The organism is Paenibacillus sp. FSL K6-1122 (genome assembly GCF_037977015.1).
GTDB lineage: Bacteria > Bacillota > Bacilli > Paenibacillales > Paenibacillaceae > Paenibacillus > Paenibacillus amylolyticus.
In genome coordinates, this window is record NZ_CP150272.1 from 1,610,991 (window position 1) to 1,628,527 (window position 17,537).

At 44.2% G+C, this 17,537-nt stretch carries 9 protein-coding genes; 5 read left to right on the top strand and 4 right to left on the bottom strand.

What is annotated here, in order from left to right:
- Positions 1-160 precede the first annotated feature (160 nt).
- From NSQ20_RS07045 to NSQ20_RS07055, 3 genes are all read left to right on the top strand, one after another.
- Entirely contained in the window at positions 161-1,315 is a 1,155-nt protein-coding gene (locus NSQ20_RS07045; protein WP_076319092.1) for a copper amine oxidase N-terminal domain-containing protein, read from the top strand.
- A 574-nt stretch (positions 1,316-1,889) separates the two neighbouring features.
- Positions 1,890-7,052 (top strand): S-layer homology domain-containing protein, encoded by a 5,163-nt coding sequence (locus NSQ20_RS07050; protein WP_339197705.1) that lies wholly within the window; start codon positions 1,890-1,892, stop codon positions 7,050-7,052.
- A 296-nt stretch (positions 7,053-7,348) separates the two neighbouring features.
- On the top strand, positions 7,349-7,567 hold the full coding sequence (locus NSQ20_RS07055) for an immunity 17 family protein (RefSeq protein WP_036669013.1): 219 nt from the start codon (positions 7,349-7,351) through the stop codon (positions 7,565-7,567).
- 608 nt (positions 7,568-8,175) lie between these two features.
- Here NSQ20_RS07055 and NSQ20_RS07060 read toward each other — a convergent pair.
- On the bottom strand, positions 8,176-10,764 hold the full coding sequence (locus tag NSQ20_RS07060) for a glycine betaine ABC transporter substrate-binding protein (RefSeq protein WP_036669017.1): 2,589 nt from the start codon (positions 10,762-10,764) through the stop codon (positions 8,176-8,178).
- The gene (locus tag NSQ20_RS07065; protein WP_036611218.1) at positions 10,730-11,959 is read right to left on the bottom strand and encodes a glycine betaine/L-proline ABC transporter ATP-binding protein; all 1,230 of its coding nucleotides are present in this window, start codon (positions 11,957-11,959) and stop codon (positions 10,730-10,732) included. The genes NSQ20_RS07060 and NSQ20_RS07065 overlap by 35 nt, the downstream gene beginning before the upstream one ends.
- A 501-nt stretch (positions 11,960-12,460) precedes the next feature.
- On the opposite strand from NSQ20_RS07065, the gene NSQ20_RS07070 reads away from it, so the two are divergent.
- Complete coding sequence (locus NSQ20_RS07070) at positions 12,461-13,036, top strand: transcriptional regulator (protein ID WP_036611216.1); 576 nt, start codon at positions 12,461-12,463, stop codon at positions 13,034-13,036.
- A gap of 128 nt (positions 13,037-13,164) precedes the next feature.
- Here the strand turns inward: NSQ20_RS07070 and NSQ20_RS07075 are convergent, their stop codons facing one another.
- Complete coding sequence (locus NSQ20_RS07075; protein ID WP_076319094.1) at positions 13,165-14,796, bottom strand: helix-turn-helix domain-containing protein; 1,632 nt, start codon at positions 14,794-14,796, stop codon at positions 13,165-13,167.
- Between the two features lie 187 nt (positions 14,797-14,983).
- Positions 14,984-16,270 carry a DUF5050 domain-containing protein gene (locus NSQ20_RS07080; protein ID WP_340032172.1) on the bottom strand — a complete coding sequence of 429 codons (1,287 nt, stop codon included), beginning with the start codon at positions 16,268-16,270 and terminating at the stop codon, positions 14,984-14,986.
- A 242-nt stretch (positions 16,271-16,512) separates the two neighbouring features.
- Here NSQ20_RS07080 and NSQ20_RS07085 point away from each other — a divergent pair, with 242 nt between their 5' ends.
- Complete coding sequence (locus NSQ20_RS07085; protein ID WP_340032173.1) at positions 16,513-17,526, top strand: Gfo/Idh/MocA family oxidoreductase; 1,014 nt, start codon at positions 16,513-16,515, stop codon at positions 17,524-17,526.
- The last annotated feature ends 11 nt before the right edge of the window (positions 17,527-17,537 follow it).

Consider the following 17,537-nt stretch of genomic DNA (forward strand, 5'->3'; position numbering starts at 1 on the left):
TGATTAAGCTGCATTCAATTTTTTTGTTTTACTAAAGAGAAAGACTAACATTTTTTGTTAATGATTCCGAAAATAGAATAGGAAGCTGAAAGGGGTATCCCAATACATGGATTCATGAAAAGCAATGGACAATATTAAAAATAAGAAGGAGTACAAGTGAATGAAAAGAGTAACGGTTCTAATGATGGCATTTATGTTGTTGTTTGTTTCAAGTGTTTATGCGGAGGAACTTAAAGTTAAAGATATTGAACTCATCCCTAATACTTCAGTTTCGGTCGGTGGTAAGATTAATCTTAATATAGTTGTTGTGTATGATGACGAAAATTCAATACATAGCGATAACGATCCATACTACAGAAGAAATACAGGTCTTACAAAAACAGATTATACGATCAGTGAACCTCATATACTTCAAGTGCTGAGCACTGGGATGGTAAAGGTAATAGGTGTAGGTTCTTCAACAATTACTGTTAAAGTCGAAAATGTTGAAAGATCAGTTACTATTTCAGGTAGTTTGGATGAAGCAATTGATGGAGGATACATAAAAAATGGTGTGACTCTTGTTCCGATGAAAGAGGTATTTAAGGCACTGGGAGGGAGTGTTAGTTACATTGCTCAACAGGACGCCTTCGAGATTAAAGTTGGTTCTACCAAACTAACTCTCCCGAAAACGGGAACAAAAGCAACGTTAAATGGAGAGCCATTAACTCTCAAGTCCCCGTTGCTTGTTCATAATGGCGTAACTTTGTTTCCTGCTTCTGTTCTCTCAGATGCTCTGGATGGAACTGTGACTTATAACTCTAAAGCTAAGCAGATGCAAGTATCCATTGGTAAAGGTAAAATGACTATTAATATTGAACTACCTCAAAAACAAAACAGTGTAACAGGAACAACTCCAACAAAAGGGAAACTTTATGCTGTGCCAGCTACTGGAGATATGAAAGGGTGGAGCATTCTCAAGGGTCATCCTTACGAAAAAAGCATCCGTGTGTACTTCAAAATCAATGGGTCAAATGTACAAATATATACTAAGGATATAAGGAAGGTAGATCTGAATAAAAAAGTAACATGGACCGATTTAGAGGGGAAAAAACACACGAATACGGTAAAACAGTTATATACTGTTTTTGGGGAATTAAGTAATGAATATACTAGTGACATACTATATAAAATGTTTGGAAAAACATATTCAGACTGGATCGGGTCAACTTCACTGAATGCAGATCGATACGTTGACCAATACTTGGAGCAACAAGGATTAATTGAACCCTATGGAAGTAATATTACTTTGACACCAGACACAGAAGTGTATTGAAAACCGTCTGTAACATTTCGAAAAAGTGAAATTAGTATCATTTTTCATATTTTATATTATCCCACAAGAAAGTCTCTGAGAGTAATTGGAGATGTTCTTGTGGTTTTTTTTTTTAACATTCTATTAACTCATACTGATTTTGCGCTTAATAGTTCTCTTTTATACTCAGTTAATGTGGTGATCTAAAGTGATCCGTACATATCGTTTTATCATGTGAAAATGCATGTCTCAAGACTCAGGTTTTAGTGGGTTTAAAGAAATGAGTACTGTTACTAAATGTCGAATTCGTATATATATTCAGTATAAATGTCAATTTAATTGACGTTAAGTAACCGTATATCTAACATTTATATAACTTTAATAGGCTTAATAACGTGTTTTTAGTTAAAAGTTAGTACTATTTATTCATTATTATAGAGGTTAGTTTAGAAAATGTGATATAAGTGTTCTATTTTCTTTCATAACGAAGAAATATTGTTTACACAAGTCTGTTATTCAGTTATCTTATATTTGAACTAATGTACAAACTGGCTGAACAAATGATTGCCAAGTTGAAAACATGGGGGTAGTACGAATGAACAACAAGCAAGTGAAACGTTGGGCACAAGGGTTTCTGGTTTTCGTTCTTGTCGTTACAGGTGCGGCACCAATAGGTGGATTAAGTAGCACCGCATATGCTGATGAGGAAAGTGTAGTAACGGAAGAGCCGCACACAAGTGTTCAGGAGACTTCCATACCGAATACTGTCCCAACTGAAGAATCGTCAGACCTCGAGGGGACAGAGTCACCAACTAACGAAGATGGTGATTTTGATGGAACTGAAAGTGAAGAACCAGTTGAGACGGATAACTCAGAAGTACAGGAAGCAGACGAGACTGGAATCATATCCATTGCTGATGCGAGAGTCCTTGCACCAAATACAAATGTAGCCGTTTCAGGTGTCGTAACGTACAGTGAACTCTCCGGAGAATTCACGAATTATTATATCCAAGACGAAGAGGCTGGCATTGTAGTCCGAGCGAAGAATCAGGTTGATGTGGGGGATCGCATTGAAGTATATGGTCCAATTACCCACTACAGCGGACTCGTCCAGATCGAGAAGGATAAGTCAGGTTTTACCGAAGGATACATGAAGGTCACTGAGCAAAATGTGACACTCCCCGGACCCAAAAATATGGTGTCCACAGACTTTGTCAGACCAGCAGACCAAAGTAACAAAGGTCCGGGCGAAAAGTACGAGGGAATGTTTGTCGAAGTAAGAGATATTCAGGTAACACGGGGCAGTAGTTCGACGTTTTACGCTACGGATAGTCATGGTGCTGAGATGACGATTTATGCCAAAAACTCTCCTACCGCGCTAACTGTTGGCAAAACCTACGAATATGTGCAGGGTGTTCTGACATTCAACAGTAATTACGGATTAGAGATTTTGCCTAGAACAGCCGCAGATGTTGTAGAAAATAGCCTGTCTGTGATGGCAAGTGTTCCATCTGGCGGGATTCCCCGGAACAATGAAGTCACATTAACCTCTCCAGCCAAGAGTGCAGTTGTACATTACACGACGGATAATACAGAGCCTACTTCTTCTTCCGCCGTGTATAGTAGTCCGATATTGATTGATCAAGACATCGTAATCAAGGCTGTTGCCATTCTTAATGGACAATCCAGTGCAGTGTACACCTTTACGTATCAAGTACTTCCTGATAAAGAAAACGTGCGTATCCATGATATTCAGGGCGCAGGACATACCTCTGTTTTTAACGGATACGATGTTAAGGATATTGAAGGTATTGTTACCTCTGTCAGTACAAGCAGTTTTTACATGCAAGAGCTTCCGGGCGAGATGGACGATGATAACCGGACATCCGAAGCCATTCAGGTTTATAAACCAAGTCATGGAGTTATCGTTGGCAATCAGGTGAAGGTATCTGGGAAAGTTACGGAATATGGGGCGGTTAACGAATTAACCACCACGCAGATTACGGCGAGTGCCATTGTAAAAGTAATAGATAAGGTAGATCTACCTGCACCTGTGAAGTTGGGTGTCAATGGACGTGTAATTCCAACCGTCATTGACTCAGACTCTTTTGCAGAATTTAATCCCGAGACGGATGCTATAGACTTTTTTGAAAGTTTGGAAGGCATGCGTGTTGAACTGGAAAAGCCTGAAATTATAGGTCCTTACTCCAGTCAACCGGGTCTGGCCGTTGTTGTGGATAATGGTGAGAATAATCCACTTCGCACACCTAACGGTGGTGTTATTCTGACCGATAACAAGAAAGATATGAATGAGAGTGATCTCAATCCGCAGCGTCTATTTATCGGCAAGAAACCTTCCAAAGCAGTAAAAACAGGCGATAAGTTGGATGGTAATGTAGTCGGAGTAATGACCTACTCTAGTGGAAATTTCAAGGTGAGTCCTGAAGGGAATTTACCAGCAGTTATCCCGGGAGAAACGAAACAAGCGACTACTTCCATTGAACAAGCGGCAGATAAACTGACCATTGCTACGTTTAATGTGGAGAACTTCAGCAAAAAAGATTCAACACGAGCCAGTAAAATCGGTAAAATCATCGTGGATAATCTGAACACGCCAGACATCATTGGCATCATGGAAGTTCAGGATAACGATGGCGATGCCGACACGGGTACAACAGCGTCCAATGAGAGTTTTCAGACGCTAATTGATGCAATCAAAACGAACAACGGACCAACATATCGATATAGTGAGATTTCTCCGGAAAATAACAAGGATGGCGGGGCACCTGGTGCCAATATTCGTGTAGGGTTCCTTTATCAGCCGAACCGTGTATCGTTCGCTAACGGTATCGGAAAAGGAAATGCTACGACAGCGATCACAGTCAAAGCTGACGGCAGTCTCTCCAATAATCCGGGTCGTATTGCACCAGGGGACGAGGCGTTCGCCAGCTCCCGCAAACCGCTCGCTGCTGAATTCGAATTCAATGGTGAACGTGTAGTGGTGATTGCCAATCACTTCAATTCCAAAGGTGGAGACCTGAAACCTTTTGGAAGTATACAACCTGCCACTCGAAGCAGTGAAGTTCAACGTGCGAAGCAAGCTGCATTGGTGAATGGGTTTGTGAAAGAGTTACTGAACAAAGACCATGAGGTAAATGTCGCTGTTCTTGGTGATTTTAATGATTTCCAATTCTCGAATACTTTGAACATTGTTGAAGGTAATGAACTGGACAATCTGGTAAACGAACTGCCAGAAAATCAGCGGTATTCCTACATCTATGATGGAAACTCCCAGACACTGGATCACATTTTGGTGAGTAAAAATCTGACTGAGACGGCAGCCATCGAAGTGGTACATGTGAATGCCGATTTTGAGACAGCAGATGGACGAGTGAGCGACCATGATCCATTGCTTGCACAATTGAGTATTGGAGATCCAGTGGAAGAAGGGGACTTCAACCTGCGCGTACTGCACACAAACGACACGCATGCGCATCTGGATAACATCCCACGCCGAGTAACGGCAATTAAGGAAGCGCGCAATGATAATACCCTGGTGCTGGATGCAGGGGACGTATTCTCTGGTACATTGTACTTCAATCTGTTTAATGGTCTGGCTGATCTGGAGTTCATGAACATGATCGGATATGATGCCATGACCTTTGGTAACCATGAGTTTGATAAAGGTCCAAGCGTACTGAAAGCATTTATTGAAAAAGCAGAGTTCCCGTTTGTAAGTGCTAATATTGATTATTCAAAGGATGCGAGCTTGAGTGGTTTGTACAACAATAGCATCGGTGATCCGGGTGAGAAAGCTGAAATCTATCCGGCGATTATTACGGAAGTGAATGGTGAGCGAGTCGGTATTTTCGGACTGACAACACCTGATACGGTATCTCTTTCTTCACCAGGAGATGACTTGAAGTTTGCGGATTACAAGGCAAATGCACAAGAAACTGTACAAATGCTGCAAAATGAAGGTATTAATAAAATCATTGCTTTGACTCACCTTGGCTACTCTGAGGATCTGAAATTAGCTGAAGCCGTAGAAGGAATCGACATTGTGGTAGGTGGTCATTCACACACCATTCTGAACGCACCAGTTTTGGTGGATACCCATGCGGACCCAACTTTGGTTGTGCAGACTGGGGAATATGACGTTTCTCTTGGTCAATTGGATGTTACGTTTGATGAAGCAGGCGTATTGAAGAAGTGGAACGGCAAATTATTGAGTCTGGATGCCAAAGATGCTAACGGCCAATTCGTCTATGCCGATGATGTGGAAGCCGCAAACAAGCTGAAAGAATATGCGCCTCAGCTGGAACAGTTCAAGAAAACGGTTATCGGTAAAACAAATGTCTTCCTGGATGGAGAACGGGGCAATGTGCGGAAACAGGAAACCAATCTAGGAAACCTGATGACAGACGGTATGCTGGAGAAAGTGAAATCCATTGTGCAGGAGAATGATGTCAAAGGATACGTCGCGATCCAGAACGGCGGTGGCATTCGTGCTTCATTCCAGACAGGTGATATTACGCTGGGCAATCTCCTGACTGTGATGCCGTTCGGTAATAATCTGTCTGCGTTGAAAATGACAGGCAAGGAAATCACAGCCGCGTTGGAAAATGGCGTTAGTGGTGTGGAAACGGGAGAAGGGCGTTTTCCGCAAGTAGCGGGTATGCGTTTCTACTACGATTCCACGAAACCAGGCGAGAAAATTGATGCAACGACCAATACCGTGACCCAAGTCGGTCAACGTGTGATCAAAGTTCAGATTAAGAATACAGATGGTACCTACTCGGATATCGATCCGAACGGGTATTATATCGTCGCTACCAATTCATTCATGGCTAACGGTGGAGACTTCTATCGTGCTATGAGAACGGCAAAAGATGATAATCGATTCTACGAATTAAATCTGGTCGATTATGAAATCTTCCATGAACATCTAGACCGTGTAGGTAATGTGAATCAAGTGACGGAAGGACGCAGCACGGATCTGAAAGGTACGCCACTTCCGGGGGACGGAAATGGAAGCAATCCTGGTAATGGTGGCGGCAATAATGGAAGTAATCCGGGCAGTGGTAACAGTGGTGGAGGGTCTACAACACCTACTCCGCCTGTAACTCCAATCACACCGACTACACCAACCAATCCTACAAAACCAACTACGCCAACCGTTCCTGGTAATGGAGGTACTAATCCAACCACAACGGGTATAGACCTGAAGGACATCGGAAATCACTGGGCAGCTGCTGCCATTGAGCAGGCCATTTCCCGGGGAATTGTGAACGGGTATCAGGACGGTAATTTCCGTCCGAATGCACCAGCGACACGCGCCGAATTCATTGTTATGTTGGGCAGAGCATTTGAACTTCCAGCCAGCAACAAAGCATTGACGTTTAAGGATGCTGCCGGGATACCTGCATGGGCGCAATCCTTTATTGCTCAGGCAGTGGATCAAGGCATCATTAGTGGATATACGGATGATACGTTCCGTTCATCGGGTAAAGTATCGCGGGTAGAGATGACGGTTATGCTCGTCAGAGCACTCGGTCTTCCGGTACAATCCAATCCGGCATTGAGTTTCGCGGATGCAGATAAAGTACCGGCGTGGGCTGTTCCATATATCGCTGCTGCATATGAGGCAGGACTGGTGAAGGGAACAGGGAAAAATATGTTTAACCCCCTCGCTGAAGCAACACGTGCTGAAGTGGTAACCTTGTTATTGTCAGCAAGCGAGTTGCAAAAACAATAAAACGCATGATATAGACGGTTTAGAACAGCTTGCAGACTTCCATCTGCAAGCTGTTTTTTTTACTAGGGCGTGTCTGAAAACTCCGAAGGAAGTAGATTTTGCCGAATTTTCGTTTCAAGCAAGGAAGTTTTCTGCAGGCGTGCCGGGGCACGTCAAGGGAAAGTGACGCAGCAGGGGGCGAAAAGGCGGTGAAAGATGCACTTCAGCGAGTTTTGAGATACGCCCAATTAATGCCTGTTAATTTTCACCAAGTGAAGGTATAGTAGACAGGATTATATTGAAGGAGTGTTGACGTAATGCAAGATCAACCCGTTTTAATCGCACTATTTGCCATAGCGGCAGGGATTTTTAGTTTACTCGGTGGTATCAACAATTGGGATTGGTTTATGAAGAGCTTTAGAGCAGGAATTTTTGTGAAGACCATTGGACGGCAGGGCGCAAGAGTGGTGTATGGTATTCTCGGTGTTGTCATGATTACCATTGGGGTACTATTGTTGCTGATTGGTAAAGTGTAGGAAAAGAGAAAAAAATTGCAGGGTGTGAGTACATAATTCAGTTTTACAGCTTTTAATGTAGAAGGTAACGATTAGTACGTTTAGCTTTATGCTTGAGATTTTCGAGGTTAGTTCGGGTGTGGAGATTAGCATTTTAAAATGTCTTGAAGCTCAAGCCTTTATACCCTGGGGAAAGGGAGAAATTTTCCAAGGAACTCAGGACGCCTTATTTCGCCTTCAGCTCTTCTTTTTACAAAGTAAGGAACATCAGACACGTTATTTACTGGAATCTCTAACAAAAACACTGCAAACGACTGTTTTAATCTGATATAACGTGTCTCAGGTTCTTTAGATTTCTGGAATCACTTTATATCCTTGAATAAGACGTCTCCGATTCGTTAGCGCTTGTACTTGCTCTGCTCCAATCGTGGGTGAGTAGCTGACTCCTGATCCTATCCAGAGCGAAGCTTTTCATTAAAAGGGAGATAATCCACTTTAACGGCACTTCAGGTACATTCAGGCTTTGATTATGTTTGAAGACATTCCCAAGTAAAAGTTACACTCAAAAAGACCACCGAAAAATTTCGGTGGTCTTTTACCAAATTCAGGTTTATCCATCTCAATCTGGTTTAATTATCTTTTAAGTCTTCAACAGAGTTGATATCCATGTACGTTGGAACAACCAGACCTTGTTTAACTCCTGTCATGCTGACAGCGATATCTTCAATCTGGTCTCCATATGTCTTCCAGTAGTCCCCATGTGTAAGCGGGAGCCAAACGGCTGGAGAAGCATCGATATCACCTGCTGCCAAGCCTGCCCACATGGGACCAGCTTCGACTTGCAGTGCTTTGACTGTGTAACCCAGATCCGTCTCAAGCACATACTTCATCAGGTTGGTACTCGCAATTTCAGAGTCCCATGCAACATAACCGAGACGTAAATTGTCACCTTTAACCGGGGTTAACCCCTTGGTCCATTCTTCAATTTGGTCCGGATGTTTTTCCGCATAAGTCTTGGCAGCTTCTTCAGGCGAAACGCCCTTTTGAATGTCTACCATGATTTCACTCATTTGATCTGCAGTCCAATTAAAACGAGAGAAGAACTCATAGGCAACGGGATGATCTTCCTTGATTCCCTTACGTCCAACCGTGTGAACTTCCTCTGCATCGCCGAAAATTAAGTCGGGATCATCCAAATACTTCAGATCATACTGATTGAACATCCAGTGTGGAGTCCAACCCGTAACGATGATGGGTTCTTCATTTTTATAAGCTTTGTCCAACGATGCAGTCATTGCTGCTCCGGAGCCTTCAATCAGATTCCAGTTAGACAATTCATAATGTTTAATGGCGTTTGCTGTGGCCTTCATCAGACCTGCACCCGGGTCAATACCAACAATCTGGTGATTAACCTCTTCGCCCACATTAGCACTTGCCGATGGAGTGGAAGAAGCGGCACCTGTCTCCAGATCTGCAATCGAGTTTACTTCAGTCATGTACTTAGGAACCACGAGGCCTGTACGTACACCTGTCATATTAGCCCCCAGATCGTCCACCTGGTCTTTGTAACGTTCCCAGTAGTCTGCGTGTGTCAATGGCAGCCAAGCTGCTGGAGAGGCATCTACGTCGCCTGAGGCAACACCCGTCCACATTGGTCCGGCTTCGACTTGCAGAGCGTTAACTTTATAACCCAATTCGTTTTCCATCACATATTTCAGCAAGTTCGTACTTGCGATTTCGGAATCCCAAGCCACATAGCTGAGTTTGAATGCATCACCGTTCACTGGAGTCAGACCTTTGGTCCACTCTGCAATCTGATCGGCATGTTTCTCAGCATAAGCTTTAGCTGCTTCTTCTGCGGATGTGCCATCCTGGATAGCAGTCATCATTTCACCCATTTCATCCGATGTCCATTGGAAACGGGACAGGAATTCAAACGCAACAGGGTGATCTTCTTTCAGACCTTTGCGGGCGATGGTATGAATTTCTTCAGCATCACCGAAAGATTTTTCTGGATCTTCCAGATATTTAAGATCATATTTGTTGAACATCCAGTGCGGAGTCCAACCTGTAATAATGATTGGGTCTTCATTTTTGATCGCTTTGTCCAGCGTGGCTGTCATGGCTGCACCAGAGCCTTCAATCAGAGTCCAGTCAGTCAATTTATAGTCTTCGATCGCTTTTGCAGCGGACTTCATGATACCAGCCCCTGGATCGATACCAATAATCTGATAGTTCACTTCTTGACCTACAGCATTGGCAGCTGAGTTGTTGCCGCCAGCCGAAGTTGTGCCACCAACGAAGTATTGTGAGAAACCAGCTACAAGCACAAGGAATGTTGCCGCAGCAGTGATCCATGCTTTTTGCTTGGCTGTAATGCGTGAGGTCTTTTTGCGACCTGGCATAAATACATTTTGTGTAAAACGGTCCAGTACAATCGCGAGTACAACAACGGCCAGACCGGCTTCGAAACCTTTACCGATTTGAAGCTGTGTTACAGCACGATAGACTTCCGCACCAATACCTTGTGCACCAATCATGGATGCAATAACAACCATGGACAGTGACAGCATGATGGTCTGGTTAATACCGGACATCACGGTAGGCAAAGCGAGTGGAAGCTGTACTTTGAACAACTTTTGCATGGAAGTTGAGCCGAATGCATCAGCTGCTTCAACCAATTCACTAGATACCTGTCTGATCCCCAAGTGAGTCAGACGAATCGTTGGCGGAATCGCAAATATAACGGACGCGATAACACCTGGAACGACACCTAGACTAAAGAATGTAACCGCAGGCAGCAAGTAGACAAATGCAGGCATCGTCTGCATGAAGTCAAGCAGCGGTGTAATGATACGCGCCGCAGTTTTACTGTATGCAAGCCAGATTCCGACAGGTACACCAAGCAGGATCGAAACCAATCCTGAAGTGATAACCAGGCCGAGTGTGTCCATCGATTGGGACCAGTATCCCAAGTTATCTACGAGCAAGAACCCGATAACCGTAAATAGTGTCAGTGGGAGTCGTCCTACGAGGAACGCAAGAACACCCAATATGGCAATGAACAGGAGTGGATGGGGCAGCATGAACAGCCCGGAGAAGAATCCAACTACTGCCTGAATAACAATAGAGATTACATTAAACAATCCGGAGAGCGAGGAGCTCATCCAGTCAACGATGGATTCAATCCACGATGCTAGTGGTATTTTGGGAATCATTCTCAAGTTCCTCCTTTACTGCAACTTCACCGCTAAGTGCACCCAGCAGGGCACCGCGGACGATAACACCTTGCAGACGGCCATTCTCACCAACAACAGCGAGCGGCACATGGGCTGAACTTACAATCTCGAACAATTCATGAATCAGGGTTTCAGGCGACACCGTCGGCCCGTCCGTGATCAGAATGTCATTTAATACTTTATTTTCGCGCATTGCACGGGTTGCATCTTCTGCAGTAATGACACCAAGCAGCTTCTTCGAACGGTCAATGACAAACAGATTAGAGACACCATTTTCGCGCATGAGTTCGAGGGCTACCCGAGGACCTCGGTCAAGTGTGATTGTCTCAGGGCGACGCATGACGTGAGCGGCAGTGAGGACCTTGGACAGATCCACGTCTTCGACGAAGCGGGCCACATATGAGTTGGCCGGTTGAATCATGATTTCTTCCGGTGTACCGATCTGCACAACTGCGCCGTCTTTCATGAGGGCAATACGATCGCCGATGCGCAGCGCTTCGTCCAAGTCATGGGTAATGAAAATAATGGTCTTTTTCATTTTATCCTGAAGCTCGATCAACTCATCTTGCATATCACGGCGAATCAATGGATCAAGTGCACTGAAGGCTTCATCCATCAGTAGTACTTCCGGGTCATTGGCAAGTGCACGCGCCAAGCCGACACGTTGCTGCATCCCGCCACTAAGTTCATCTGGCATTTTGTCTTCCCAGCCTTTAAGGCCAACCAGCTCAAGTGAGGTTTTTGCCTTCTCCCGGCGTACTTCCTTATCTACTTTTTGTATTTCCAATCCATACTCCACATTATCAAGAACGGTACGGTGCGGGAACAACGCAAACTTTTGGAAGACCATGCTAATTGTTTTCCGGCGCACTTCGCGCAATTGTTCTTTGTTCATCTTGCGTAGATCCTTACCATGGACCAGAATTTCTCCGGATGTTGGTTCAATCAGACGATTGAACATCCGAACCAGTGTGGATTTACCACTCCCGGACAGTCCCATAATAACGAAAATCTCGCCTTCCTTAATGTCCATGTTGACCCGGTTGACACCAACCGTTATCTGTTTTTCTTTGGCCAACTTTTCTTTACCCCAACCTTGCTCCAGTAATTGCAGACCTTGCTCGGTTTGGGGTCCAAACAATTTACTTACGTTTTTCACTTCAAGTATGGTCATGTTTTCACCCCTTCTGATGTGTTGTGCACTTCGAACGGCTTTCAGCATCCATAAGCCCATACACTTATGCGCCCAGCCACGAAATCCGGTAATTGTTGCTTCGCTTCCCGTCTTTCTGGGTAACGTTTTTAAGTCTAACAATACTTAACCAGTATATCAACCGAATAAACAGTACATAATGTTTGTACAGTAAAAACTGTACAAAGTTTTTCGTCCAAATACTCCGTCATTCTCCTTATTCTGGCTAATAAGGCAGCTTTACATTTGACATTGCTTTTCCTACAATAGAAAATGAGCTGAATTGAAGCTGAATTTTTTGGTTAAAAGATAGTCATAGGCAATTGTAGCCTGGTAAAGTTCCCATTTTCATACATTGGGTGAATGAAAGCCCTCTGGCATATATGATGTCCGGCCGAGTGCTTTCCCATGTAAGCAGGACTTTTAAAGTGTTGCAATTATTTCGCCAAAGACTGTGGAATGTTCAGAATGGAGGTTGCAAGCATGGGCTTGGACCATTTACAAGAGGAACAGCAGGCAACCGTGCTGAAGATTCGTAAGCGCGTCATTGAAGCCATTGGACGTAATATGGATCTTTACGGCGTTACGCTGTCGACGGGACACTTATATGGATTGCTATTTTTTGCAGACAAACCAATGACCCTTGACGATATGGGACGGGAAATGGAAATGAGCAAAACGAGTATGAGTACAGGTGTACGAACACTGCTGGATTTGAAAATGGTAAATAAAGTGTGGAGCAAGGGCTCCAGAAAAGACCTATATGAAGTGGAATACGACTGGCATCAGACGTTTACGGATTATTTTGCGATTAAATGGAGAAAAGCCGTGGAGAGTAACCTTCAGATTCTACGCAAATCAATTGAAGAACTGAATCGGTTAGTCGAAGGTCTGGATGAGCAGGCAGACGCTGAACTTATCCACATTCTGATGGAAGACAAACACAAAGTTTTGCAAGCGGAAGCATATTACAAATGGTTGGATCGGTTGATTGATACCATGGAAAATGAAGAGATATACAAGCTTGTTCCGAAGGAAGAGATCAAGGAACATTCATAATTACATGCAAAGGGCCCTTTCCGTTATAGGAGAGGGCCCTTTGGCCTGTGCAATATCTTACTGAATTATTAATGAAGGAACATGATGTAAAAGATAATCTTGCCCATCGTATCGACCTATGTTCACATCTAATGTCCGATCAGACCTGCCTGAGGAAAGACTACAGACTGCTGAGTAATCTGTTCCAGTTCGTTCAGAATCTGCAACCGGCCACCCGGGGTCCAGCATAACCGTTGCCAGTTCGAAATATCGTGAACGTTACCATACAATACAGCAGGGGATCGATTCCACGATGCCGTTTGTTTCATGCGTCGGAACACCTTTTCACTGGCAGGTTGAAGCGAAGCACGATGGATTAACAGGTAATCCGTGTCCAGCACGGGAATACTATCCGCTACATACTCATTTCTGGAACTTTCGGGAGATACAAGCTGAGCATGCTGAAGTCCCAATTCAGCATACAACAAGTTATTTAATGGATGCTCGCCAGTCCCTTGTAAGCGAATGAACTGGTTCGTAATCTCCATCAGAGCCAACCGTTTTTGTCCGAAATAGGGTTGCAGGTTCAGGCTTGCTTCAAGCTTGCGAAACTCAAGTTCTTTGAAATTCAGCAACGCTTGTTTCTCACGTCCGACCAGTTCGGCTATGCGAATATGGTTCTCTTTCCAGTCATCGGTAGACTCCAAGATGATGGTGGGTGCAATACTTTTCAGGCGATCGTAATAGGGCTTGTGGTAAAAGTCACCGATGATCAAGTCTGGCTTCGCCTGCCGAAGTTGATCGAATTGTCTGGTTAATCGGCGTTCTTGTTCATATTCATCCGATTCTCGGTCAAACACACCTTCACCTTCCAGCACAGCTACCGGGCGCAGTCCAAGCGAGGCCAAGTTCTCATGAAATCCCATAATGGATGCCGTAGCTACGCGAAGTTGATCTCTTTTCATATATACGCTGGGAGCAATCCCCAAGGTTTGTTTGAATTTGCGGCTAAAATAATACTCATTGCCATACCCGACAGATACCGCGACGTCTTTTAGGACACAGGATTCCTCTGTCAGCTGTTTTTTGGCTTCGTTTATACGTAAACGATTCAGGTAATCGGTCGGTGACATGCCTTTGGCCTTCTTGAAACTGCGTGAATAAGAGCTGGGCGTGAGTCCAGCAATCTTGGCAAGCTGATCCATGCTGATTCCTTCACTCATGTAACGTCGCATATACATAATACTGCGTTCCAAGGCAGGGTCCACTTTCTCATGATTGGCTTCCAGCCGGTTCTCTGAGAGAAACTGCAGCAGCTCATGCAGCTGGCTATGTATGCTGATAAAATGATCCGGTTGAAGACCGCGATAGGTTTCATACAGTTGTTCCAAACGTAATACAGCCTGCTGCTCATGACGAACCAGCAACCTGCCTGTCTCCCAATCCAGCGGGAAGGCAGGTGAAGAGGTCATTTTCCATTCACCGCGCACTTGCTGCAAACATACCGTATCCATGCTTAGCAATATACATTCGGTAACATTCGAGCGTGCAGCGGCCTCGATGGTTGTTCCTGGCTTCAGTACAAACAAGCTGCCCGCTTGCGCCGTATAGACTGTATCATTCAGGACCAGAACACCGTCTCCTTGCAAAATAAGACAGAGCATGGGCCGTGACACCGTCTTGCCTTGCACACGGAAATTCTCCCCACGACGCACACGGCACATGGAGGAGAGGAGCGGTAGAGATGAGGTTTCAGCAATGAAGGGAAACTGTTCAGTCATACGGACCATCCTTTTGTCTTATTTTTCTTAATGATAACAATTATCATTCTCATATGGAAGATATTTTTGAAAAATAGTTTTCGACAACCAAAAAAGGACTACCAAGAGCCGTTATGGCTGCATGGTAATCCTTTTTGTTATGGACATGTCCGTTGAATGGGCTATACGCCTGAATCAACATGATATGTTAGTACGGTGTCACCAATAGAATATTGTCGAGGAAAACGTCACTCATTACTTTTTTCCCTGTTCCACCCGTTTGCACGTGATACAAGCGATATTGATCTTTGGCATTGATGTAGAAGAGGCCCGCAACATCATCTCTGATATGGAATGCATCCCATTCGTCCCCGGTAAGTTTCGTTACCTTGAGGGCTGTATTAACCGAATAGAGTCCGTTGTTGCCCGAGATGTATGCAGCCGTAGATGTACCATTGGTCAATTGATTCGCAACATACGTTACATTGTTCAGGTTCAGATTGGCAGACTTGGTCACTTTGTTGCCCGAGACCGTTTTGGCATAAGCCTTTTTGTCTGCATCAATAAGGACAACCTTGTCTGTACCTAAGGCACTTACTTCACGAACGCTCTTGTTATGAAGTTGAAGTGTTTTGGCTGAAGTGGTTAACGCAAACGCTTTGCCTTTGGCATAATTATAATCCTTATTGCTGTCGAGAACGATTCCTTTGTTATACACGTAAAGATTGTTTCCCCAACCACCGGAATATACAGCATTCACATCCAGTTTGGCTTTGGGATTAACAGCGGTCGCTTTGCCAGTGTTGTAGTTCACCTTATACATGACAACAGCATTGGTGGAGTAAAACTCCTCGTAGGGGTCTGTATTTACCATCAGTTGCAGTACGTTTTTGGCTTGATTCGTAAAATAACGTCCTTCCACTGCGCCTGCGGCAATCCGCTGCACAGCTCCAGCACCGTTGGACGTTTTGGACACGATCCACGTGTTTCCATTAACCAACGCATTATAGTAGGCACGCCCTTTGGTTACCAGGAGGAATGGGAAGTCGGTATCAGCCTTGTCAGCAATCTTGGTGACAGATGAAGCGTCACTATTGCCATTCGCACGATAAATGGTACCTGTAGCATCCAGATAATAGATGAATCCGTTATCCGTGTAATAGCTGAGTACATCTGTAGCAAATGTCTCTGCCGCATCGCTGGACCCGTCATTTGGAACCCGAAGCAATGTTGTGGAAGAAGCAGTCTGCGTGTAGTAGAGATATGAGCCTGCCGCGTGCAAGTCCACACCTTGGAAATCAATTAATACTTCTGTTGTATTGCTGCCATCCGCGGATACTTTGTACAAAACTCCGTCGGACTCATAATACACTGTGGATTGGCTAAGTGAAGCTGCCTCGGCTGCGGTTCCACCTCCCAATGTCACTGCTGCAATGAGTGCAAATAACAGCAATGTACAGATGGTGCGTTGTACGTATGTATACCCTGTTTTCATTCGTTCATCGTCCCCTTCGTTCTTCTATATGTATGTTGTTAATTCCTTATGTTATATCGGTAAACTATGGAAGATATGTTAGCTCTCAAACATGAAAAAAGAAGAGAATGAAATTGAATTTCATAGTCATTCAAACCTGAAATCAAATTGCGCATGATGCTGCCAATCCCGTCCCAAAGCATTCTCCGCCTGACTTGATCGTGATAACATTACACTCAACCAGAGCAGAGGAGTGAGCGATCATGTTAATGAATGTGGCGATCATCGGATTTGGGAATGCAGTGGTGAATTATCATTTGCCTTATCTGGACAAAAAAGAAAACATCAAGGTGAAGACGATATACCGTCGGGAGGAAGATCGGGTTGGCGATACAGAGCGTGAATCACTTTATCCCGAGATTACTTTTACAACGAATATCGAAGACATATTGCAGGATGATGAGATTGAATTGATTGTTGTCGCTACCCATGTGGATAGTCATGTAGAGTACGCCAAGCTGGCATTGGAACACGGGAAACATGTACTGGTGGAGAAACCTTTTGCCTCCACTTCTGCGGCAGCCAAAGATATTTTTGAACTAGCCAATCGTAAAAATCTCATCGCCATGGCAAATCAAAATCGCAGATTTGATGGTGACTTTCTGACATTGAAGAAAGTGATTGAGAGCGGCAAACTGGGGAATATTGTTGAAATCCAGTCCCACTATGATTATTTTCACCCACAGTATGCGAGAAGTGAATTTGGATTGATGCATGGCTTGGCCGTGCATACGATCGATCAGTTAATCTCCATCTATGGCGTAGCTGACCGTATTAATTATGATGTTCGGAGTTTGATCGCGCCGGGTGAATCCGATGATTATATCGATATTGATTTTCGTTATGGACGAATGAAGGCCACGATTAAGTGCAGTCTGCTTGTGAAGATCGAACATCCAAAATTCATGGTACACGGGGATCGAGGGAGCTTTGTTAAATATAGCAGCGGACATCAAACGAAAAATGGAGATGGACGAACCAGGGTATCCATTGAAGCTGAACCGGAGAATAACTGGGGTACGATTAGTTATGTGGACGATGAGGGAATATCACATACGGAGAAAGTTCCTTCGGAAGCGACAGACTATGGCATTTTATATGATCAACTGCTTCAAGCCATTCGACATAACGGTGATAAACCGGTCAAGGATGAAGAGGTTTTATATGTATTGGATATTTTACATGACGGAATCGAAGCAGCGAAGAGAGCCAACTGACAAACAACCAA